The organism is Pseudomonas sp. EA_15y_Pfl1_P101 (genome assembly GCF_963970835.1).
In the GTDB taxonomy this organism is placed as follows: Bacteria; Pseudomonadota; Gammaproteobacteria; order Pseudomonadales; family Pseudomonadaceae; genus Aquipseudomonas; species Aquipseudomonas tritici.
This window is the reverse complement of sequence record NZ_CAXAPA010000011.1, coordinates 106,234-126,965: the sequence shown is the minus strand read 5'-3', so window position 1 is coordinate 126,965 and position 20,732 is coordinate 106,234. Positions and strand designations below refer to the sequence as shown.

Below are 20,732 nucleotides of genomic sequence, written 5' to 3'. Positions count from 1 at the left end.
ATCAGATACCCCAAAGAATCTGCACACCCCAGACGAAGTAAGCGAACATCGCGACGCCGCATACTGCCTGGAAGAGGAAACGTACTGCGGTCGCGGACTTGCCCAGCGCCATTGGCGTCAGGTAGTCGGTCGCGATGGTCCACATGCCAACCCAGGCATGAGCACCCAGGGCGACAAGGGCCAGCAGACTGAAGATTCGCATCGCATTGTGGGAAAACAGGCCGTGCCATTGCTCATAGCCGATGCCCGGATTTGCGACGAGGTATCCGATCAGGAAAATGAAATAAGCCGCGAGAACAACCGCAGACACACGTTGTGCCATCCAGTCATAGAGGCCCGAACGCGATAGGTTCGTAACGCTGGTTACCATATCCAAACTCCTGCCAGAACGATCAGCACCACAGAAATGGCGATGATGATTTTCGAGCCCAGGCGGCCGCCTTCCAGCGTCTCACCGATGCCCATGTCCATGATCAAGTGGCGCACACCGGCTACCAGGTGATACAGCAGAGCGGACAAGAGGCCCCATGCTACGAACTTGGCCAGCGGGCTGGTCAAGCATGCCTTCACCTCGGCGTAACCTTCCTCGGAACCCAGGGATTTGCTCAATGCATAAAGCATGATGCCCAAGCCCAGGAACAGGATGATGCCGGAAACACGGTGCAGGAACGACGTAACGCCGGTGATGGGGAGTTTGATGGTCCTTAGGTCTAGGTTTACAGGTCGTTGGCTATTCACGGCTTTTTTCACACTTAAGAGCCCCTAACAATCAGGGCAAAGTTGTCGGGGAGTGCACTGGTCAGGTAAGCACCACCCAGGGAGTGCGACCCCCAATGAAAGCAAGCCCAAAAGCCCTTGGCGGTCGGTGGCCGAGTATAGACAGTTAGGTTACTAATGACAACGCGCTCACCTCACCCTAATAGCGGATTGCGCTGACGGGATAAAAGGCGTAAACGGCAGTCAATTTCGAGGAAAAAGTACGCTTAAAGCCTTCTGGGGCAAGACTTTAGGCAAATTGACATCTGAATTTATCTCACTATAGTGGTGCGGGCCCTGCGTGGGGGGTCTGTCTGATGATTTGAAGCATAAATAGGAGGCCACATGGCTGACAAAAAAGCGCAGTTGATCATCGAGGGCGCAGCCCCCGTCGAGCTGCCCATTTTAACCGGCACCGTTGGTCCCGATGTTATCGACGTACGGGGCCTGACAGCCACGGGCCGTTTCACTTTCGACCCTGGCTTCATGTCGACCGCCTCATGCGAGTCGAAGATCACCTATATCGACGGCGATAATGGCATTCTGCTTCACCGCGGCTACCCGATCGAACAACTGGCTGAGCAGTCGGACTACCTGGAAACCTGCTACCTGCTGCTAAATGGCGAATTGCCAACAGCCGAGCAAAAAGCCCAGTTCGTCAGCACCGTGAAGAACCACACGATGGTTCACGAGCAGTTGAAGACCTTCTTCAACGGCTTCCGTCGCGACGCCCACCCGATGGCCGTCATGTGCGGCGTGGTCGGCGCCCTGTCGGCCTTCTATCATGACTCCCTCGACATCAATAACCCGCAGCATCGCGAAATCTCCGCGATCCGCCTGGTTGCCAAGATGCCGACCCTGGCCGCAATGGTTTATAAGTACTCCATGGGCCAACCCATGATGTACCCGCGCAACGACCTGACGTACGCGGAAAACTTCCTGCACATGATGTTCAACACCCCGTGCGAGATCAAACCGATCAGCCCGGTGCTGGCCGCCGCGATGGACAAGATTTTTATCCTTCACGCCGACCACGAACAGAACGCCTCGACTTCTACCGTACGTCTGGCAGGTTCTTCGGGTGCCAACCCGTTCGCCTGTATCGCCGCCGGTATCGCCGCACTGTGGGGCCCTGCCCACGGCGGTGCGAACGAAGCCGTGTTGGCCATGCTCGATGAAATCGGCGACGTCTCGAACATCGACACATTCATCGCCAAGGCCAAGGACAAGAACGACCCGTTCAAGCTGATGGGCTTCGGTCACCGGGTCTACAAGAACCGCGACCCGCGCGCCACCGTCATGAAACAGACCTGCGACGAAGTGTTGAAGGAACTGGGCATCAAGAACGATCCGCAACTCGAACTGGCCATGCGCCTGGAAGAGATCGCCCTGACCGACCCCTACTTCATCGAACGCTCGCTGTACCCGAACGTCGACTTCTACTCGGGGATCATCCTCAAGGCGATCGGCATTCCAACCAGCATGTTCACCGTGATCTTCGCCCTGGCGCGGACCGTGGGCTGGATCTCCCACTGGAAAGAAATGCTCTCCAGCCCGTACAAGATTGGCCGCCCGCGCCAGCTGTACACCGGCTACGAGTCGCGTGACATCACCAAGCTGGAAGATCGGCACTAAATTCCAGCCAAATAAAACGGCCTCTTAATGAGGCCGTTTTTTTTGGCTGGAATTTAGTGAGCTGCAAGCTGCAAGCAAAAAAATACCCCTGCATCTCTACAGGGGTATTTCTCTACACAGCACTGCTTTTAACTTGTAGCTTAAAGCTGCTTCAGTGCTGTACTGCCCCACTCGCCCCCAGGCCAGTTTGCGAACGCACAAACTGCGGGAAGTACAGCGCACGCTCTTTCTCTGCCGCCGCCGACTTGTCGGTGATGGAGAAGAACCAGATGCCGACGAACGCAATGATCATCGAGAACAGCGCCGGATACTCGTACGGGAAGATGGCTTTTTCATGATGCAGGATCGAGACCCAGATGGTCGGGCCCAGCACCATCAGACCAACGGCACTGATCAAGCCCAGCCAGCCGCCAATCATCGCGCCACGGGTGGTGAGGTTTTTCCAGTACATGGAAAGCAGCAACACCGGGAAGTTACAGCTGGCCGCAATGGAGAACGCCAGGCCGACCATGAACGCAATGTTCTGGCTTTCGAACAGGATACCCAGGCCGATAGCCAAAACGCCCAAGGCGATGGTGGTGATCTTCGATACGCGAATCTCATCCTTGTCGTTGGTCTTGCCTTTCTTGATCACGCTGGCGTACAGGTCATGGGACACCGCCGAAGCACCGGCCAGGGTCAAACCGGCAACCACCGCTAGGATGGTGGCGAACGCCACGGCCGAGATGAAGCCCAGGAAGATACTGCCACCCACCGCATTGGCCAGGTGCACCGCCGCCATGTTGTTACCACCCAACAAGGCGCCTGCCGCGTCTTTGAACGCCGGGTTGGTGCTGACCAGCAGGATCGCGCCAAAGCCGATGATAAAGGTCAGGATGTAGAAGTAGCCAATGAAGCCGGTGGCATACAGCACGCTCTTACGCGCTTCCTTGGCGTCGCTTACGGTGAAGAAGCGCATCAGGATGTGCGGCAGACCAGCGGTACCGAACATCAGTGCCAGGCCCAGGGAGAATGCCGAAATCGGGTCTTTGACCAGGCCGCCGGGGCTCATGATCGCTTCACCTTTAGGGTGAACCTTGATCGCCTCGGAGAACAGGGCGTTGAAGTCGAAGTTGACGTGCTTCATCACCATCAGCGCCATGAACGAGGCACCGGACAGCAACAGCACTGCCTTGATGATCTGCACCCAAGTGGTCGCCAGCATGCCGCCGAACAGCACGTACATGCACATCAAGATACCCACCAGGATGACCGCTACGTGGTAGTCCAGGCCAAACAGCAGTTGGATCAACTTGCCCGCGCCAACCATCTGCGCGATCAGGTAGAACGCCACCACTACCAGGGAGCCACACGCCGACAGGCTGCGGATCTGGGCTTGCCCGAGGCGGTAGGACGCCACGTCGGCAAAGGTGTACTTGCCAAGGTTACGCAGGCGCTCGGCGATCAGGAACAGAATGATCGGCCAGCCCACCAGGAAGCCGATCGAGTAGATGAGGCCGTCATAACCGGAGGTATAGACCAGCGCGGAAATCCCCAGGAAGGACGCCGCCGACATATAGTCACCGGCAATCGCCAGGCCGTTTTGGAAACCGGTAATCTTACCGCCAGCCGCGTAGTAGTCGGCTGCCGAATTGTTACGTTTGGACGCCCAGTAGGTGATGCACAAGGTGGCACCGACAAACGCGACAAACATCACGATGGCGGAGATGTTCAGCGGTTGCTTTTGCACTTCACCGGTCAATGCCTCCGCCGCCCAAACGGCCGGAGCAAAGAGCGAAGCGCCGAATACTGCCAGTAGACGCCGGATCATTGCGCAGCCTCCTTGAGAATCGCATTGTTCAGGTCGTCAAACTCGCCATTGGCCCGCCGCACATAGATGCCGGTCAGGACAAAAGCCGACACAATCAGCCCGACACCCAAGGGAATGCCCCAGGTAATCGACGAGCCGGGGCTGAGCTTTGCCCCCAGCACGTGTGGCCCGTAGGCGATCAACAGGATGAAACCGGAGTAAAGCCCTAGCATGATCGCCGAGAGAATCCAGGCGAACCGTTCCCTTTTTCTCACCAGCTCCTTGAAACGCGGGCTGTTTTGAATCGAGAGGTAAATGCTGTCGTTCATTGTTTTTATCCTCGCAGCACAGCTTTTTTATTATTGGAACGTATCCACTGTATGCGGCTGCACAAAGGGTTCCAGACGACCTTAGTATTAGAACGACATGAGGGTTATCGCCAGTTTTGCACTGACTGAATTGACAGGCTTTGGCCCAGAAACGACAAAGCCCGCCTGACGACAACGCCAGACGGGCCTGCAAGGTGCTATCTAGACACGTCAGGTTTTATTTACCAACCCACTCGGCGACACGCTCCGGGTGCTTGGCGACCCAATCCTTAGCCGCCGCATCAGGCTTGGCACCGTCTTGTATTGCCAGCATGACTTCGCCGATTTCGTCCTTGGAAGCCCACTGGAATTTCTTCAGGAAGGCTGCGACTTCCGGCGCTTTCTTCTCCAGGCCCTTGCTACCGATACTGTTGACTGTTTCAGCAGCACCATAAATCCCTTTTGGATCGTCCAGGAAACGCAGTTTCCACTTGGCGAACATCCAGTGTGGCACCCAACCGGTAACCACAATGGATTCCTGCTTGTCTTCGGCACGGGCCAACTCGGCGATCATCGCCGCGCCCGAACTGGCTTGTAGCTTATAGTCGAGGCCATATTGCTTGATGGCTTCGTCGGTCTTGAGCATCACACCTGAACCTGCGTCAATGCCGACGATTTTGTTGTTGAAGGTGGTGTCAGTCTTGAGGTCTTCGATGGACTTGGCCTTGACGTACTCCGGCACGATCAAGCCGATCTTAGCGTCCTTGAAGTTGGGGCCGTAGTCGACCACCTTGTCCTTGTTCTTGGCCCAATACTCACCGTGGGTGACCGGTAGCCAGGCAGAAAGCATGGCGTCGAGCTTACCGGTGGCAACAGCCTGCCACATGATCCCGGTGGCGACCGCTTGCAGTTTCACGTCATAGCCGAGCTTTTGCTTGATCACCTCTGCCGCCACGTGGGTGGTGGCAACGCTGTCCGACCAGCCATCTACGTAGCCTATGCTCAGGGTTTTGCTGTCGGCGCTGGCCAGTGTGCAGCTCATCGCAACTGCCAAAGTGGCAGCTGCGCCCAAGAGTCGTCGCATCTTCATTGTGCTTCCCCGAAAGTGCTGCGCCCAGCGGATGCCGAGCGACGTCAACCTGTTGTTCTGTGGTGCACCGCACCCCCTTCATGCGCATCGATCCGGCTGCTGCGCCGTCAGTGGAGTGCTGACCCTTCGATCATCGACCTGACTGGACTTGGAACCTGCTCTGTCAGCGACCTTGTACTAGCAGGAAACGACATCACATCGCCAGCAGGACGGCTTGTAGAGCTTGACGCCAAAATCCCGCCCGAACTTTGCATGTCAAAATTGTGCTGCCCCACTGGCACGCGCCAAATCCGGGTAAGATGCGCGCCTTTGCTCTTCCAGATAAGCCGACCATGCCCGCGAATGCCCGCTTCCCTGCCCTAACCTATTTCTTCGCCTTGCTCCTCGGCCTGTTGGCCCTGATCGGTTACTGGTATGGCCTCGGCCGGCCCGTGGTGTTACCCGATGTCGCCAGTGCTACGCACAAGATGCAGTGCGCGTCGTACACGCCGTTCGACAAAGACCAATCGCCGTTTGACCAGCCGTTCAAACTGCGCCCGGAACGCATGGACGCCGACCTGGCCCTGCTGGCCACCCGCTTTGAATGCATTCGCACCTACTCCATGACCGGCCTGGAAGCCTTGCCGGACATGGCGCGCAAGCATGGGCTGAAGGTGATGGCCGGCGCCTGGGTCAGCAGCGATCCGGTGGCGACCGAAAAGGAAATCGACCAGTTGATCGCCTCGGCCAACGCCAGCCCTGATGTCGTGACGTCGGTGATCGTCGGCAACGAAGCCCTGCTGCGCAAGGAAGTCACCGCCACGCAACTGGTAAAGCTGATCCATAAAGTCAAAAGCCAAATCAAGCAGCCGGTGACGTATGCGGATGTGTGGGAGTTCTGGCTGCAACACCCAGAAATAGCTCCGGCGGTGGATTTCCTGACCATTCACCTGTTGCCGTACTGGGAAGATGACCCGTCCGGCATCGACCAGGCCCTCAAGCACGTGGGCGATGTGCGCCAGACCTTTGGCAACAAGTTTGCGCCCAAGGACATCCTGATCGGCGAGACCGGCTGGCCCAGTGAAGGCCGCCAGCGCGAAACCGCGGTGCCAAGCCGGGTCAACGAAGCCAAGTTCATGCGCGGCTTTGTGGCCATGGCTGAGGCCAATGGCTGGCGTTACAACCTGATCGAAGCGTTTGACCAGCCCTGGAAGCGCGCCAGCGAAGGCGCCGTGGGTGGTTACTGGGGCCTGTTCGATGCTGATCGCCAGGACAAGGGTATCCTCGCCGGGCCGGTGACCAATGTGCCGTACTGGTCACTGTGGCTGGGAGTGGGTGGGGTTATCCTGCTGGGCACCTTGGCGCTGGGTGGGCGTGTACGCAGCACGCGCGCCGCCATTGCCCTGCCGCTGCTGGGTGCAGTCGCCGCCTGCTCCATCGGCACCTGGGCTGAGCTGAGCCGGGTGACCGCACGCTTCAGTGATGAATGGGTGTGGGCAGGTTTGCTGATGGTGTTGAACCTGTTGGTGCTGGCTCACGCCGCACTGGCTTTGAGCGCGCGCGAAGGCTGGCGTGAACGGGCGTTCAACTGGCTGGAGCAGCGTGCAGGCTGGCTGGTGGCGATTGCCGGGTTTGCCGGCGCAGTGATGATGTTGGCGTTGGTGTTTGACCCGCGTTATCGCAGCTTCCCGAGTGCGGCGCTGGTGCTGCCTGCTCTGGTGTACCTGGTACGTCCGGTGACGGGGCCGCGTCGGGAGATCGCGCTGCTGGCTTTTATCATCGGTGCCGGCATTGCGCCGCAGTTGTACCGTGAAGGGTTGTTGAACCAGCAGGCTTGGGGTTGGGCGGTGGTCAGCCTGCTCATGGTTGTGGCTTTGTGGCGTTGCTTGCGGGTGCGTAAGGCTTAACGGCGCTTTCGCGAGCAAGTCGAAGAGGCTCTATCAACCAGCACGAGGCTTCCTGACCAAACGCAACCCCGCAATCACCACCGCAAACACCGCAAAAGCCGTGTTGTACAACGCCAGCGCCGGCAACCCGAACACCATCCCCAGCACTGCCAACCCCCATCCCGCACGACCCGGCACGAAAAACGCCAGGACCGACGTAACCAACGCCGCCCAGCCGAGTACCTTGAAGTGAATCATCAACCCCAGGTTCGAACGCAGCTGACACTCCCAGCGGCTGGCCTCATCGGCGCAAATGCCAACCCACCGGCCATCTTCCATAAAGCCGTAACGCGCGCCATAACTGGCGGCCAGCCATAACGGCAAGGCAATAAGCAGCAAAATCAGCGGCAAACGACGGGACATGAGGTACTCCGATAGGCAAAAACGGCGCTCAGCTTAATGCTCCGACGGCCGTTAGCAAGGTATACGCGCAGATAACTGTTCACCAATGGGCGGCAAAGTGTATCTTCTCGCTACTATTACCCCGATTCCGACGTTATTTTCCGACTTTTCGTGCCGAGAGCTGGCACTTCGGTTGCAAAGCGGTGGTCATAGCCTGCGAACTTTATTAAGCACGTTTCCTCCTAGGGATTAAGTCATGCTCCGTTCCTTGCGCTGTGCTGCCTTGCTGGGCAGCCTTTTTTTGAGTGCGTCAGCACTGGCCGTCGACATCGACCAGGCCACCTATGGCTATCCTTTGACGAATCCGTTCGAGGCGACCATCGCCACTACCCCGCCTGACCTTCGGCCGAAATTGCCGAGCGATGACGAGATCAACCAGTCCGACTACACCCTGAACATGCGCCCCGAGCGCGAATTCAGCCTGCCGGACAACTTCTGGGCGGTGAAGAAACTCACCTACCGCATCGCCAAGCAGGATCGCGCCGCGCCGTTGATCTTTCTGATCGCGGGCACCGGTGCGCGTTTTGACAGCAGCATCAACGAATACCTGAAAAAACTGTATTACCAAGCCGGCTACCACGTGGTGCAACTGTCGTCGCCGACCAGCTTCGACTTCATCAGCGCCGCCTCGCGCTTCGCCACGCCGGGGATCACCCAGGAAGACGCCGAAGATATGTACCGGGTGATGCAGGCCGTACGGGCACAAAACGCTTCGCTGCCGGTCACCGACTTTTACCTCACCGGCTACAGCCTCGGCGCACTGGATGCGGCGTTTGTCAGCAAACTCGACGAGACACGCCGCAGCTTCAACTTCAAGAAAGTCTTGCTGTTGAACCCGCCGGTCAACCTCTACACGTCGATCACCAACCTCGACAAGCTGGTACAGACCGAGGTCAAGGGCATCAACAACTCCACCACTTTCTATGAGTTGGTGCTGAACAAGCTGACCCGCTACTTCCAGCAAAAGGGCTACATCGATCTGAATGACGCCCTGCTCTACGACTTCCAGAACTCCAAGCAGCACCTGACCAACGAACAGATGGCCATGCTGATCGGCACCTCGTTCCGCTTCTCGGCGGCCGACATTGCCTTTACCTCGGACCTGATCAACCGCCGCGGCCTGATCATCCCGCCGAAATACCCGATCACCGAAGGCACCAGCCTCACGCCGTTCCTCAAGCGTGCGCTGCAATGCGACTTCGATTGCTACCTCACAGAACAAGTCATCCCGATGTGGCGCGCGCGCTCGGACGGCGGCAGCCTGTTGCAACTGGTCGACCAGGTCAGCCTGTACGCCCTCAAGGACTACCTGCACACCAACCCGAAGATCGCCGTCATGCACAACGCCGACGACGTGATCCTCGGCCCTGGCGACCTCGGTTTCCTGCGCGAAACCTTCGGCGATCGCTTGACCGTCTACCCGCTGGGCGGCCATTGCGGCAACCTCAATTACCGCGTCAACGCCGACGCCATGCTGGAGTTCTTCCGTGGCTAAATATCTTCTGCTGCTTGCCGCCTTGATGTGCGCAGGCGTGGCCAATGCCGACAACAGCAAGGCTCACGAACCCACCGTGGTTGGCTCAGACGGCTTCAAGGAGCCGCTGACCAAGCTCAAGTTCAACCCCGGCTTGGACCAGCGTGAATTCGAGCGTTCAACGCTCACCGCGCTCAACGTCTACGACCCGCTGGAAGCGTGGAACCGTCGCGTGTACCACTTCAACTATCGCTTCGACCAATGGGTATTCCTGCCGGTGGTCGACGGTTACCGCTACGTCACCCCAAGTTTCCTGCGCACCGGCGTGAGCAACTTCTTCAACAACCTGGGCGACGTGCCGAACCTGTTGAACAGCCTGCTGCAGCTCAAGGGCCACCGCTCCCTGGAGACCACCGGGCGCCTCCTGGTCAACACCACCATTGGCATCGCCGGCCTGTGGGACCCTGCTACCGCCATGGGCCTGCCGCGCCAGAGCGAAGACTTCGGCCAGACCCTGGGCTTCTACGGCGTGCCTGGCGGCGCGTACCTGGTACTGCCGGTCTTCGGCCCGTCAAACCTGCGCGACACCGGTGGTTTGCTGGTCGACTACACCGCCGAAACCCAGATCAACTTCCTCAATGTGGCTGAAGTCAGCTCCAACCATCCGGAACTCTGGGCACTGCGTGCAGTGGACAGGCGTCATCAGACCAGCTTCCGGTACGGTCAGATGAACTCCCCGTTTGAGTATGAGAAGGTGCGGTACATCTATACGGAATCGCGCAAGCTGCAGATTGCGGAGTAATTAGCGCCATAAAAAAAGGCCATTCGATTGAATGGCCTTTTTTATGGCTATTGGATCATGCCTTCGCGGTTTTCCAGCGCTTACCCACTACGCTGACCACCGCCAGCACCACCGCCCCCGCAACCATCCCCGCCACGCCATTCAGCAGCGTCGGCACCCACCATGCCACGCTACCTGTCCCCTGGCTGACCGTCTCGATCCAGTGATGCACCACGGGTACACCATGGGTGAGAATCCCACCGCCGACCAGGAACATTGCTGCCGTGCCGATAACCGACAGGCTCTTCATTATGTAAGGCGCTGCGCGCAGGATGGCACCACCGATACTGCGCGCCACCTGGCCAGGTTTCTGGGTGAGCCACAGGCCCAGGTCATCCAGCTTGACGATGCCGGCCACCAGCCCGTAGACACCCACCGTCATGACGATGGCAATGCCCGACATCACAACCACCTGCTGCATCAGTGGGGCGTCTGCCACGGTGCCAAGGGTGATGGCGATGATTTCGGCGGAGAGGATGAAGTCGGTGCGGATTGCGCCCTTGATCTTGTCCTTTTCAAAGGCCACCAGGTCGGTCGCCGGGTCGCCAACAGCTTCGACCAACTGGGCGTGTTCAGCTTGATCTTCATCCTTGCTGTGCAGGAACTTGTGCGCGAGCTTCTCAAAGCCTTCGAAACACAGGTAGGCACCGCCAAGCATCAACAAAGGCGTCACCGCCCAAGGCGCAAATGCGCTGATCAACAGTGCGGTGGGCACTAGGATCAATTTATTGATAAACGAGCCCTTGGCCACCGCCCACACCACGGGGATTTCCCGCTCGGCCCGCACCCCGGAGACCTGCTGGGCGTTGAGTGCCAGGTCGTCACCCAGCACGCCTGCAGTCTTCTTCGCCGCCATTTTTGTCATCAGGGCAACGTCATCGAGCACGGCGGCGATATCGTCGATCAACACCAACAAGCTGCTTCCTGCCATGAATCGGACTTCCGTAAGAGTGAGATGGCGCAAGCATAACGCGGCGCAAAGCGTTGCAGGCACATTGTTGAGGCTCGCGGATGGCCGGTGCTACCATGCGCAACCGCCTGTACTGGCAAGGAAACCTCTGGTTTATGAGCACCATTCGCGAGCGCAACAAAGAAAAGATCCTGCGGGCGGCCAGCGAGGAGTTTGCCGACAAAGGCTTCGCCGCGACCAAAACCAGCGACATCGCCGCCAAGGCCGGGCTGCCCAAGCCCAACGTGTATTACTACTTCAAGTCCAAGGACAACCTCTACCGCGAGGTGCTCGAAAGCATTATCGAGCCGATCCTGGCGGCTTCCACGCCGTTCAATCCGGAAGGCGAGCCTTCGGTGGTGCTGAGCAACTACATCCGTTCGAAGATCCGCATTTCCCGCGACCTGCCATTTGCCTCGAAGGTCTTCGCCAGCGAAATCATGCACGGCGCGCCGCACTTGAGCGCTGATCAGGTCGAACAGCTCAACGCCCAGGCCAAGCACAATATCGCGTGCCTCCAGAGCTGGGTGGATCGTGGCCTGATCGCGGCGATCGACCCCCATCACTTGATGTTCAGCATCTGGGCGGCGACGCAGACGTATGCGGATTTTGACTGGCAGATCTCGGCGGTGACCGGGAAGGCCAAGTTGGATGAGGCCGATTATGAGGCGGCGGCGTTGACGATTATTCGGTTGGTGCTGAAGGGGTGTGAGTTGGACTGAGAGACCGGGGTGCCTGTGCCATTCGCGAGCAAGCCCGCTCCCACTTGGATTTAGCGTCAGACACAAGTTGTATAAACACCCAAGATCCAATGTGGGAGCGGGCTTGCTCGCGAAAGCGCCCTCCCAGACACATCCTGCCAAAAGCCTACCATTCAGCATCAGCCACCTAGATCTAGCCTCTCAGAACCCCACTGAAGAGAGGCCAAGGAATGCCTGATCTAGCCACATCACACCGCCTGCGCATTGGGCGCTTCAGCGAACCCAACCGCATCTACCTGATTACCACCAATACCCACGAACGTGTGCCGATATTCAGTGACTTTCATCTGGGCCGTTTGGTGGTCTGGCAATTCAGGCTTGCCCAGTATCAAGGATTAGCAAACTCACTAGCCTGGGTGGTGATGCCCGACCATTTCCACTGGCTGCTCGAACTACAAAAAGGCTCACTGGGGGATCTGATGTGCCAAGTGAAATCCAAAAGCACTCGAAGCGTAAACGGGGCTACCGGGCGCAAAGGTCGGCTTTGGCAAACCAGCTTTCATGATCGCGCGCTGCGCAAGGAAGATGACTTGGTGAAAATGGCCAGGTATGTGGTGGCCAATCCATTGCGAGCCGGGCTGGTGACGCGGATTGGCGACTATCCGTTGTGGGATGCGATTTGGGTTTAGAGCAGAGACCGAGGTGCTGCCCTTCGCGAGCAAGCCCGCTCCCACATTTCGACCGCATTCTCATGCTGAAAAACGGTCGAAATGTGGGAGCGGGCTTGCTCGCGAAGGGGACCTTTCATTCACCTCAAATCAAGCCGACACCCCCGCATCCGCCATCAAACCCACCCCCTCAATCGCCGTAATCGCACACTGCTCATCAATATCCGATGTATCCCCGCTGATCCCGATCGCCCCCAGCACTATGCCTTCATGACTTCGAATCAACACCCCCCCCGGCGCCGGCACCACGCTGCCTTGCCCCAGGCTGTTCAATGCCGCGATAAACGCTGGCCGTTGTTGCGCATCCAGCGCCAGCAGCCGTGAGCCCTTGCCCAGGGCAATCGCGCCCCAGGCTTTGCCGATGGCGATCTGCGGGCGCAGCAGGCTGGCGCCGTCTTCGCGTTGCAAAGTGACCAGATGGCCGCCGCTGTCGAGTACTGCGATGGTCAGGGGCGCCGCCACAATCGTGCGCCCTGCGCTGAGGGCCTGGCTGGCCAGTTGGGTGGCGAGTTTCAAGGTTAAAGCGCTCATGGTGCCGTCCTTCTTTTGTTATTGGGAAAGCGGTGGAGGTCTGAGAGATCAGATGCTCGACCAAACAAATAGAACACAATGATATGATTTTATGTATACAATATTTTCAAACAAATTCGCCATTCGTCGATAAAACTCGCTCTTAAGGCTATCCGACGCACAGGCAGGCCAGAAAATAAAATGCATTGACCTGCGCAGGCGGCCGTGAATACACTTCAATCAGAAACAACTTGTATACAATTACAAAACGCAAGAGGCACCAAAACAATGAGCAAAATGAGAGCAATCGAAGCCGCCGTCCTGGTGATGCGCCGTGAAGGCGTGGACACCGCCTTCGGCATCCCAGGCGCCGCGATCAATCCGCTGTACTCGGCCTTGCAGAAGGTGGGTGGCATCGATCACGTCCTTGCTCGCCACGTTGAAGGCGCCTCGCACATGGCGGAGGGGTACACCCGCACCAAGGCCGGCAATATCGGCGTGTGCATCGGCACCTCGGGCCCGGCGGGCACCGACATGGTCACCGGCCTCTACAGCGCCTGGGCTGACTCGATCCCGATCCTGTGCATCACCGGCCAAGCACCCCGCGCCCGTATGCACAAGGAAGATTTCCAGGCCGTCGACATCACCAGCATCGTCAAGCCTGTGACCAAATGGGCGACCATGGTGATGGAGCCCGGCCAAGTGCCCTACGCGTTCCAGAAAGCCTTCTACGAAATGCGCTCCGGCCGCCCAGGCCCGGTGCTGATCGACCTGCCGTTCGACGTGCAGATGGCTGAGATCGAATTCGATATCGATGCCTACCAACCGTTGCCACTGGCCAAGCCACGGGCAACCCGCATCCAGGTCGAAAAAGCCCTGGCCTTGCTGGACCAGGCCGAACGCCCACTGCTGGTCAGCGGTGGCGGCGTGATCAATGCCGACGCCAGCGAACTGCTTGTTGAATTTGCTGAGTTGACGGGTATCCCTGTGATCCCGACGCTGATGGGCTGGGGCACCCTCCCGGACGATCACCCGCTGATGGTCGGCATGGTCGGCCTGCAAACCTCCCACCGCTATGGCAACGCGACGCTGCTCAAGTCGGACGTGGTGCTGGGCATCGGTAACCGTTGGGCCAACCGCCACACCGGTTCGGTGGAGGTCTACACCGAGGGTCGCAAGTTCATTCACGTCGACATCGAGCCGACGCAGATTGGCCGCGTGTTCACCCCAGACCTGGGCATCGTTTCCGACGCCGGCTCGGCACTGACGATGTTCATTGAAGTGGCCCGCGAGTGGAAAGCCGCCGGCAAGCTCAAGGATCGCAGCGCCTGGTTGAATGACTGCCAGCAGCGCAAAGCCACCCTGCACCGAAAGACCCACTTCGACAACGTGCCGGTCAAGCCGCAACGGGTGTACGAAGAGATGAACCAGGTGTTCGGCAAAGACACGTGCTACGTGAGCACCATCGGCCTGTCGCAGATTGCCGGCGCGCAATTCCTGCATGTGTACAAGCCACGCCACTGGATCAACTGCGGCCAGGCCGGCCCGTTGGGCTGGACCATTCCGGCGGCGCTCGGCGTGGTCAAGGCTGACCCGACGCGCAAAGTGGTGGCGCTGTCCGGCGACTACGACTTCCAGTTCATGATCGAAGAACTAGCCGTGGGCGCGCAGTTCAAGCTGCCGTACATCCACGTGGTAGTGAACAACTCCTACCTGGGCCTGATCCGCCAGGCCCAGCGCGGGTTTGAAATGGACTACTGCGTGCAGTTGTCCTTCGACAACCTCAACGCGCCGCAGCTCAACGGTTATGGCGTGGACCACGTGGCCGTCGCCGAAGGCCTGGGTTGCAAGGCACTGCGTGTGTTCGAGCCAAGCCAGATCGCGCCTGCTTTGCGCCGCGCCGAGCAAATGATCGAAGAATTCAAGGTCCCGGTCATCGTTGAGATTATTCTGGAGCGCGTGACCAATATTTCCATGGGCACCGAGATCAACGCCGTTAACGAATTCGAAGATCTGGCACTGGTCGGCAACGATGCGCCGACTGCCATTTCCCTGCTCGATTAAGGAGAACCTTATGCCGCGTTTCGCCGCCAACCTGTCCATGCTGTTTACCGAACAGGACTTCCTTGCTCGCTTCAAAGCGGCCGCCGATGCTGGCTTCGAAGGTGTCGAGTACCTGTTCCCCTACGAATTCAGCTCCGCTGAAATCAAGGCGCAACTCGACGCCCATGACCTGACCCAAGTGCTGTTCAACCTGCCGGCCGGCGACTGGGCCAAGGGCGAACGCGGCCTGGCGTGCCACCCGGACCGGGTCGAGGAGTTCCGTGCGGGGGTCAAGCTGGCCATCGCCTATGCCGAGGTGCTGGGCAATACCCAGATCAACTGCCTGGCGGGCATTCGGCCACAAGGCGTGGATGATGAAACCCTGGAAAAAACCTTTGTCGCCAACCTCAAGTACGCCGCCGACAAGCTGCAAGCGGTGGGCATCAAGCTGGTGATGGAAGCGATCAACACCCGCGACATACCGGGTTTCTACCTGAACAACACGGCGCAGGCCCTGTCGATTCGCGAGCAAGTGGGCAGCGCCAACCTGTTCCTGCAATACGACATCTACCACATGCAAATCATGGAAGGCGACCTGGCCCGCACCATGGCCGCGTACCTGGGTGAGATCAACCACATCCAGCTGGCGGACAACCCTGGGCGCAATGAGCCGGGGACTGGGGAGATCAACTACCGCTTTGTGTTCGAACATTTGGACCGGATTGGGTACCAGGGGTGGGTTGGCTGTGAGTACAAGCCGTTGACCACCACCGAGGCGGGCTTGGGTTGGCTGAAGACCCACAACGCCATCTAACAGACACAAAACTAAACAATGTGGGAGCTGGCTTGCCTGCGATAGCGGCGTATCAGGCAATCAGTCTGTAACTGAACGATCGCCATCGCAGGCAAGCCAGCTCCCACAGTAGATCTTTGGTGCTTGGCAGACCGAGCTGGGCCTGCCTATCGAATAACAAGAGGATTTTCTCATGGCTAAAATCGGATTTATCGGCACCGGCATCATGGGCCAACCCATGGCCGCCAACCTGCAAAAAGCAGGTCACCAACTGTTCCTGTCCGAGCACCACGGCAAGGCTGCGCAAGCACTCGTCGACGCCGGCGCCGTGGCCCTGGCCAACCCGCAGCAAGTGGCGCAGGAAGCCGAGTTCATCATCGTGATGGTGCCCGATACCCCGCAGGTCGACGACGTGCTGTTCCGCGCCGACGGCGTGGCCGCAGGCCTGTCGCCCAACAAGGTGGTGATCGACATGAGTTCGATCTCTCCCACGGCGACCAAGGCTTTCGCGTCCAAGATCAACGCAACTGGCGCGCAGTACCTCGACGCGCCGGTGTCCGGTGGTGAAGTCGGCGCCAAGGCCGGCACCCTGAGCATCATGATCGGTGGCGAGCCACAGACCTTCGAACGCGCCTTGCCGTTGTTCCAGGCCATGGGCAAGAACATCACCCTGGTGGGTGGCAATGGCGATGGACAGACCGCCAAGGTCGCCAACCAGATCATCGTCGCGCTGAACATCCAGGCGGTGGCCGAAGCGCTGCTGTTCGCCGCCAAGAACGGCGCCGACCCGGCCAAAGTGCGTGAAGCGCTGATGGGTGGCTTTGCGTCATCGAAGATCCTTGAAGTGCATGGCGAACGCATGATCAAGGGCACCTTTGATCCGGGCTTCCGCATCAATCTGCACCAGAAGGACCTCAACCTGGCGCTGGCCGGTGCCAAGGAGTTGGGGATTAACCTGCCGAACACGGCTGGCACGCAGCAGGTGTTCAGTACCTGCGCTGCGATTGGCGGCGGTAACTGGGACCATTCGGCGCTGGTCAAGGGCCTGGAGCATATGGCGAATTTTTCGATTCGCGATAAATAACCCACATCGCTCCCACATTTGATCGCGTTCCAATGCTCGAATTTGCTGAAACTCTAATAACAAGAATCCCCCGGGAGCCCGCTTATGTCGGTCGATCCGCAACACCTGCTTCGCCAGCTGTTCGCCACAGCTATCGACGCCGCCCACCCCCGGCACGTCCTTGAATCCTACCTGCCCACCGACCGCAGCGGCCGTGTAATCGTGATCGGCGCCGGCAAGGCTGCCGCCGCCATGGCCCTCGTGGTCGAGAACTGCTGGCAGGGCGAAGTCACCGGCCTGGTGGTCACCCGCTACGGTCACGGCGCGCCGTGCAAGACCATCGAAGTGGTCGAAGCCGCCCACCCTGTGCCCGATGCGGCCGGTCTGGCGGTAGCCAAGCGCGTGCTTGAATTGATCAGCAACCTGTCCGAAGACGACCGCGTGATCTTCCTGCTGTCCGGCGGCGGCTCGGCGTTGCTGGCCCTGCCCGCCGAAGGCATCACCCTGGCCGACAAGCAGGCCATCAACAAAGCCCTGCTCAAATCCGGCGCGACCATTGGCGAGATGAACTGCGTGCGCAAGCACCTCTCGGCCATCAAGGGCGGCCGACTGGCGAAAGCGGCATGGCCCGCGACGGTCTACACCTACGCGATTTCCGATGTGCCGGGTGACCAGGCCACGGTGATCGCCTCCGGCCCCACGGTCGGTGACCCCAGCACGTCGCAGCAAGCCCTGGCAATCCTCAAGCGCTACAACATCGACGCCACGGCCTCGGTGCGCAGTTGGTTGCAGAACCCAGCCTCGGAAACCGTCAAGCCCGGTGACCCGGTACTCGCCCGCAGCCATTTCCAGTTGATCGCACGCCCGCAGCAATCACTCGAAGCGGTCGCGGTGAAAGTCCGCCAAGCCTGTTTCAGCCCGTTGATCCTCGGCGACCTCGAAGGCGAAGCGCGGGACGTGGCCAAGGTGCACGCCGGTATCGCCCGGCAGATCGTGCAGCACGGCCAGCCACTGGCAGCGCCGTGCGTTATCCTGTCCGGCGGCGAAACCACCGTCACCGTGCGCGGCAATGGCCGTGGCGGGCGCAACGCGGAATTCCTGTTGAGTCTTACCGACAACCTCAAAGGCCTGCCCGGTGTGTACGCCTTGGCGGGTGACACCGATGGCATTGACGGTTCTGAAGACAACGCCGGCGCCCTCATGACCCCGTGCAGCTATGCCCGCGCCGAAGCCCTCGGCCTGTCAGCCAGCGACGAGCTGGACAACAACAATGGCTACGGCTACTTCGCCGCCCTCGACGGTTTAATCATCACTGAGCCGACGCGCACCAACGTCAACGACTTGCGCGCCATCCTGATTCTTGAGACTGCCAACCATGACGCCTGACAAGAAGGTCAAAATCCTCGCCACCCTGGGCCCGGCCACCGACGGTATCGATGACATCCGCGAGCTGGTGGAAGCCGGGGTGAATATCTTCCGGCTCAATTTCAGCCACGGCGATCACGCCGACCACGCCCAGCGCTTCCAGTGGATTCGCCAAGTCGAACGCCAGTTGAATTACCCGCTGGGCATCCTCATGGACCTGCAAGGGCCGAAGCTGCGGGTCGGACGTTTTGCCGAGGGTAAGGTGCAACTAGTGCGCGGCCAGGCCTTGCGCCTGGACCTGGACCCGACGCCGGGTGATCAGTGCCGGGTCAACCTGCCCCACCCGGAAATCATCGCGGCGCTGGAACCGGGCATGGACCTGCTGCTGGACGACGGCAAGCTGCGTCTGCGGGTGATCACCAAACATACCGACGCCATCGACACCACGGTGCTCAATGGCGGCGAATTGTCTGATCGTAAAGGCGTCAACGTCCCACAAGCCTTGTTGGAGCTCAGCCCACTGACCGCCAAGGATCGGTGCGATTTGAGCTTCGGCCTGGAGCTGGGTGTGGACTGGGTGGCGCTGTCATTCGTGCAACGCCCGGAAGACATCCGCGAAGCCCGCGAGTTGATCGGCGACAAGGCCTTTCTGATGGCGAAGATCGAGAAGCCGTCCGCCGTGCAACGCCTGCGGGAGATCGCCGAACTCAGCGACGCGATCATGGTGGCCAGAGGCGACCTCGGCGTGGAGGTGCCGGCAGAAAGCGTGCCGCAGATCCAGAAAGACATCATCAGCACCTGCCGCCAACTGGGTAAACCGGTGGTGGTGGCCACACAGATGCTTGAATCCATGCGCTTCTCCCCGGCGCCGACCCGTGCCGAGGTAACGGACGTCGCCAATGCCGTAGCCGAAGGGGCGGACGCCGTAATGCTGTCGGCCGAAACCGCGTCCGGCGAGTACCCGCTGGAAGCCGTGCAGATGATGAGCAAGATCATCCGCCAAGTGGAAAACGGCCCGGACTACCAAACCCAACTGGATGTCAGCCGGCCCAAGGCGGATGCCACGGTGTCGGACGCCATCAGTTGCGCGATCCGCCGCATCAGCAGCATCCTGCCCGTGGCGGTGCTGGTGAACTACAGCGAGTCCGGCAGCTCCAGCTTGCGCGCGGCGCGGGAACGGCCGGTGGCGCCGATCCTCAACCTCACGCCGAACCTGTCCACGGCGCGGCGGTTGAGCGTGGCGTGGGGCGTGCATTCGGTGGTGAATGATCGGCTGCGCCAAGTGGATGAGGTGTGTTCCACGGCGCTGGAGATTGCCCAGGCGCAGGGCATGGCGCAGCGCGGAGATACCTTGGTGATTACGGCGGGGGTGCCGTTTGGGCAGCCGGGGTCGACGAACTCGTTGCGTATAGAGATGTTGATTTAGCGTCTGTAAGGGGGCAACTCGGTCTAACTGACTTAACCAAATGCACAACCAAACCTGCCCAGACTGGGCCGAAGCCCTGCTCAACGGTTTCAGCCAGATCTTCCTGCTGCGCCAGCCGCTGTGTGGCCTGCTGTGCCTGCTGGCCATCCTGATCGGCGCGCCGGCCTTGTTCGGCGGGGCGTTGCTGGGTGGTGTGGCGGGATTGCTCACGGCTCAGCGCCGCGGCTATCCCAAGGCTGAGCGCCAGGCCGGCCTTTATAGCTACAACGGCGTGTTGCTGGGCGTGTTGATCAGCCATGACCTCGCCTCGTCGGCCTTGTTGCCGCCGTTGATCCTGGCGTGCGGTGGCTTGAGTGCGATCCTGACCCGGCAATGGTTGAAGCGCGCCAGCCAGCCCGATGACTTGCCCGCATATACCGCGCCTTTTGTGGTACTGGGTTGGCTGCTACTGGGCACGGTCCAGGAGAGTACGTTTACCCTGAGCGAACCCGACACCTTGAACATCCTCACGGCACCTTTTATCGGGCTCGCCCAAATCGTGCTGCTGGACCAACCCATCGCCGGGGGCCTGATTGCGCTGGGCCTGTGGCTGGCCAACCGCCGCGCCGCCGTGTGGGCCTTGATTGGCGCCAGTGTCGGCGTGCTGATTGCGCTTTGGCTGGACGAACACGCCAACGCCCTCCTCGGCCTGCACAGCTACAACCCTGCGCTGGCAGCGCTGGCGCTGAGCCAAGTGCGCCGCCAACCCTGGCTGCCGCTGCTCGGCATCGTGCTGGCGATCCTCCTCACGCCGGGCTTTGCCGCCCTGCACCTGCCCGCATTGACCGCGCCCTTCATCCTTGCTTGCTGGCTGGTGCGCGCAGGCGGTCGCGTGCTGCGCAAACCCCGCATGGACAGCCCCTTCGAATCACCCTAGGCTTGCCCAATATCAGTT

The 20,732-nt window shown here is 59.8% G+C and carries 20 protein-coding genes; 12 read left to right on the top strand and 8 right to left on the bottom strand.

Annotated features, from left to right (window positions below):
- Nucleotide 1: 1 nt before the first annotated feature.
- Nucleotides 2-370, bottom strand: a complete 369-nt coding sequence (gene sdhD / locus AACY36_RS18565; protein WP_003172805.1) for a succinate dehydrogenase, hydrophobic membrane anchor protein — start codon at nt 368-370, stop codon at nt 2-4.
- On the bottom strand, nt 364-750 hold the full coding sequence (sdhC, locus tag AACY36_RS18560; RefSeq protein WP_094950716.1) for a succinate dehydrogenase, cytochrome b556 subunit: 387 nt from the start codon (nt 748-750) through the stop codon (nt 364-366). The genes sdhD and sdhC overlap by 7 nt, the downstream gene beginning before the upstream one ends.
- Before the next feature lie 351 nt (nt 751-1,101).
- Here sdhC and gltA point away from each other — a divergent pair, with 351 nt between their 5' ends.
- Nucleotides 1,102-2,391, top strand: coding sequence for a citrate synthase (gene gltA, locus AACY36_RS18555; protein ID WP_339414682.1), 1,290 nt, complete (start codon nt 1,102-1,104; stop codon nt 2,389-2,391).
- A 151-nt stretch (nt 2,392-2,542) separates the two neighbouring features.
- Here the strand turns inward: gltA and AACY36_RS18550 are convergent, their stop codons facing one another.
- From AACY36_RS18550 to AACY36_RS18540, 3 genes are all read right to left on the bottom strand, one after another.
- The gene (locus AACY36_RS18550; RefSeq protein WP_339414683.1) at nt 2,543-4,201 is read right to left on the bottom strand and encodes a cation acetate symporter; all 1,659 of its coding nucleotides are present in this window, start codon (nt 4,199-4,201) and stop codon (nt 2,543-2,545) included.
- Nucleotides 4,198-4,509 (bottom strand): DUF485 domain-containing protein, encoded by a 312-nt coding sequence (locus AACY36_RS18545; protein ID WP_339414684.1) that lies wholly within the window; start codon nt 4,507-4,509, stop codon nt 4,198-4,200. Before AACY36_RS18545 ends, AACY36_RS18550 begins: the two co-directional genes overlap by 4 nt.
- A 217-nt stretch (nt 4,510-4,726) precedes the next feature.
- Nucleotides 4,727-5,578 (bottom strand): glycine betaine ABC transporter substrate-binding protein, encoded by an 852-nt coding sequence (locus AACY36_RS18540; protein ID WP_339414685.1) that lies wholly within the window; start codon nt 5,576-5,578, stop codon nt 4,727-4,729.
- Between the two features lie 332 nt (nt 5,579-5,910).
- Here AACY36_RS18540 and AACY36_RS18535 point away from each other — a divergent pair, with 332 nt between their 5' ends.
- On the top strand, nt 5,911-7,464 hold the full coding sequence (locus AACY36_RS18535; protein ID WP_339497412.1) for a glycoside hydrolase family 17 protein: 1,554 nt from the start codon (nt 5,911-5,913) through the stop codon (nt 7,462-7,464).
- Nucleotides 7,465-7,497: 33 nt separating this feature from the next.
- Here the strand turns inward: AACY36_RS18535 and AACY36_RS18530 are convergent, their stop codons facing one another.
- On the bottom strand, nt 7,498-7,866 hold the full coding sequence (locus AACY36_RS18530) for a hypothetical protein (protein ID WP_339436677.1): 369 nt from the start codon (nt 7,864-7,866) through the stop codon (nt 7,498-7,500).
- A gap of 235 nt (nt 7,867-8,101) precedes the next feature.
- Between AACY36_RS18530 and AACY36_RS18525 the strand changes: the two genes are divergently transcribed.
- Nucleotides 8,102-9,400, top strand: a complete 1,299-nt coding sequence (locus AACY36_RS18525; RefSeq protein ID WP_339414688.1) for a serine/threonine protein kinase — start codon at nt 8,102-8,104, stop codon at nt 9,398-9,400.
- Nucleotides 9,393-10,181, top strand: coding sequence for an MlaA family lipoprotein (locus AACY36_RS18520; RefSeq protein ID WP_339414689.1), 789 nt, complete (start codon nt 9,393-9,395; stop codon nt 10,179-10,181). The genes AACY36_RS18525 and AACY36_RS18520 overlap by 8 nt, the downstream gene beginning before the upstream one ends.
- 55 nt (nt 10,182-10,236) lie before the next feature.
- On the opposite strand, the gene AACY36_RS18515 is transcribed toward AACY36_RS18520, so the two are convergent.
- Nucleotides 10,237-11,151, bottom strand: coding sequence for a DUF808 domain-containing protein (locus AACY36_RS18515; RefSeq protein WP_339497410.1), 915 nt, complete (start codon nt 11,149-11,151; stop codon nt 10,237-10,239).
- A 134-nt stretch (nt 11,152-11,285) separates the two neighbouring features.
- Here AACY36_RS18515 and AACY36_RS18510 point away from each other — a divergent pair, with 134 nt between their 5' ends.
- Together AACY36_RS18510 and AACY36_RS18505 are read left to right on the top strand one after the other, a co-directional pair.
- A complete protein-coding gene (locus AACY36_RS18510; protein ID WP_339414691.1) occupies nt 11,286-11,891 on the top strand; it encodes a TetR/AcrR family transcriptional regulator in 606 nt (201 codons plus the stop codon).
- A 209-nt stretch (nt 11,892-12,100) separates the two neighbouring features.
- Entirely contained in the window at nt 12,101-12,559 is a 459-nt protein-coding gene (locus tag AACY36_RS18505; protein WP_339414692.1) for an REP-associated tyrosine transposase, read from the top strand.
- A 129-nt stretch (nt 12,560-12,688) separates the two neighbouring features.
- On the opposite strand, the gene AACY36_RS18500 is transcribed toward AACY36_RS18505, so the two are convergent.
- Entirely contained in the window at nt 12,689-13,129 is a 441-nt protein-coding gene (locus tag AACY36_RS18500; protein WP_339497409.1) for a GlcG/HbpS family heme-binding protein, read from the bottom strand.
- 267 nt (nt 13,130-13,396) lie between these two features.
- Here AACY36_RS18500 and gcl point away from each other — a divergent pair, with 267 nt between their 5' ends.
- The 6 genes from gcl to AACY36_RS18470 all read left to right on the top strand — a co-directional run bounded on the left by gcl (nt 13,397) and on the right by AACY36_RS18470 (nt 20,714).
- The gene (gcl, locus tag AACY36_RS18495; RefSeq protein WP_339436674.1) at nt 13,397-15,172 is read left to right on the top strand and encodes a glyoxylate carboligase; all 1,776 of its coding nucleotides are present in this window, start codon (nt 13,397-13,399) and stop codon (nt 15,170-15,172) included.
- Nucleotides 15,173-15,182: 10 nt separating this feature from the next.
- Nucleotides 15,183-15,965, top strand: a complete 783-nt coding sequence (gene hyi / locus AACY36_RS18490) for a hydroxypyruvate isomerase (protein WP_339438597.1) — start codon at nt 15,183-15,185, stop codon at nt 15,963-15,965.
- Nucleotides 15,966-16,137: 172 nt separating this feature from the next.
- Nucleotides 16,138-17,028: a 2-hydroxy-3-oxopropionate reductase gene (locus tag AACY36_RS18485; RefSeq protein WP_339414695.1), complete on the top strand. Its 891-nt coding sequence runs from the start codon at nt 16,138-16,140 to the stop codon at nt 17,026-17,028.
- Between the two features lie 84 nt (nt 17,029-17,112).
- A complete protein-coding gene (locus AACY36_RS18480) occupies nt 17,113-18,393 on the top strand; it encodes a glycerate kinase type-2 family protein (RefSeq protein ID WP_339414696.1) in 1,281 nt (426 codons plus the stop codon).
- A complete protein-coding gene (pyk, locus tag AACY36_RS18475) occupies nt 18,383-19,798 on the top strand; it encodes a pyruvate kinase (RefSeq protein WP_339414697.1) in 1,416 nt (471 codons plus the stop codon). The genes AACY36_RS18480 and pyk overlap by 11 nt, the downstream gene beginning before the upstream one ends.
- Before the next feature lie 40 nt (nt 19,799-19,838).
- Complete coding sequence (locus AACY36_RS18470; RefSeq protein WP_339414698.1) at nt 19,839-20,714, top strand: urea transporter; 876 nt, start codon at nt 19,839-19,841, stop codon at nt 20,712-20,714.
- Nucleotides 20,715-20,732: the final 18 nt, after the last annotated feature.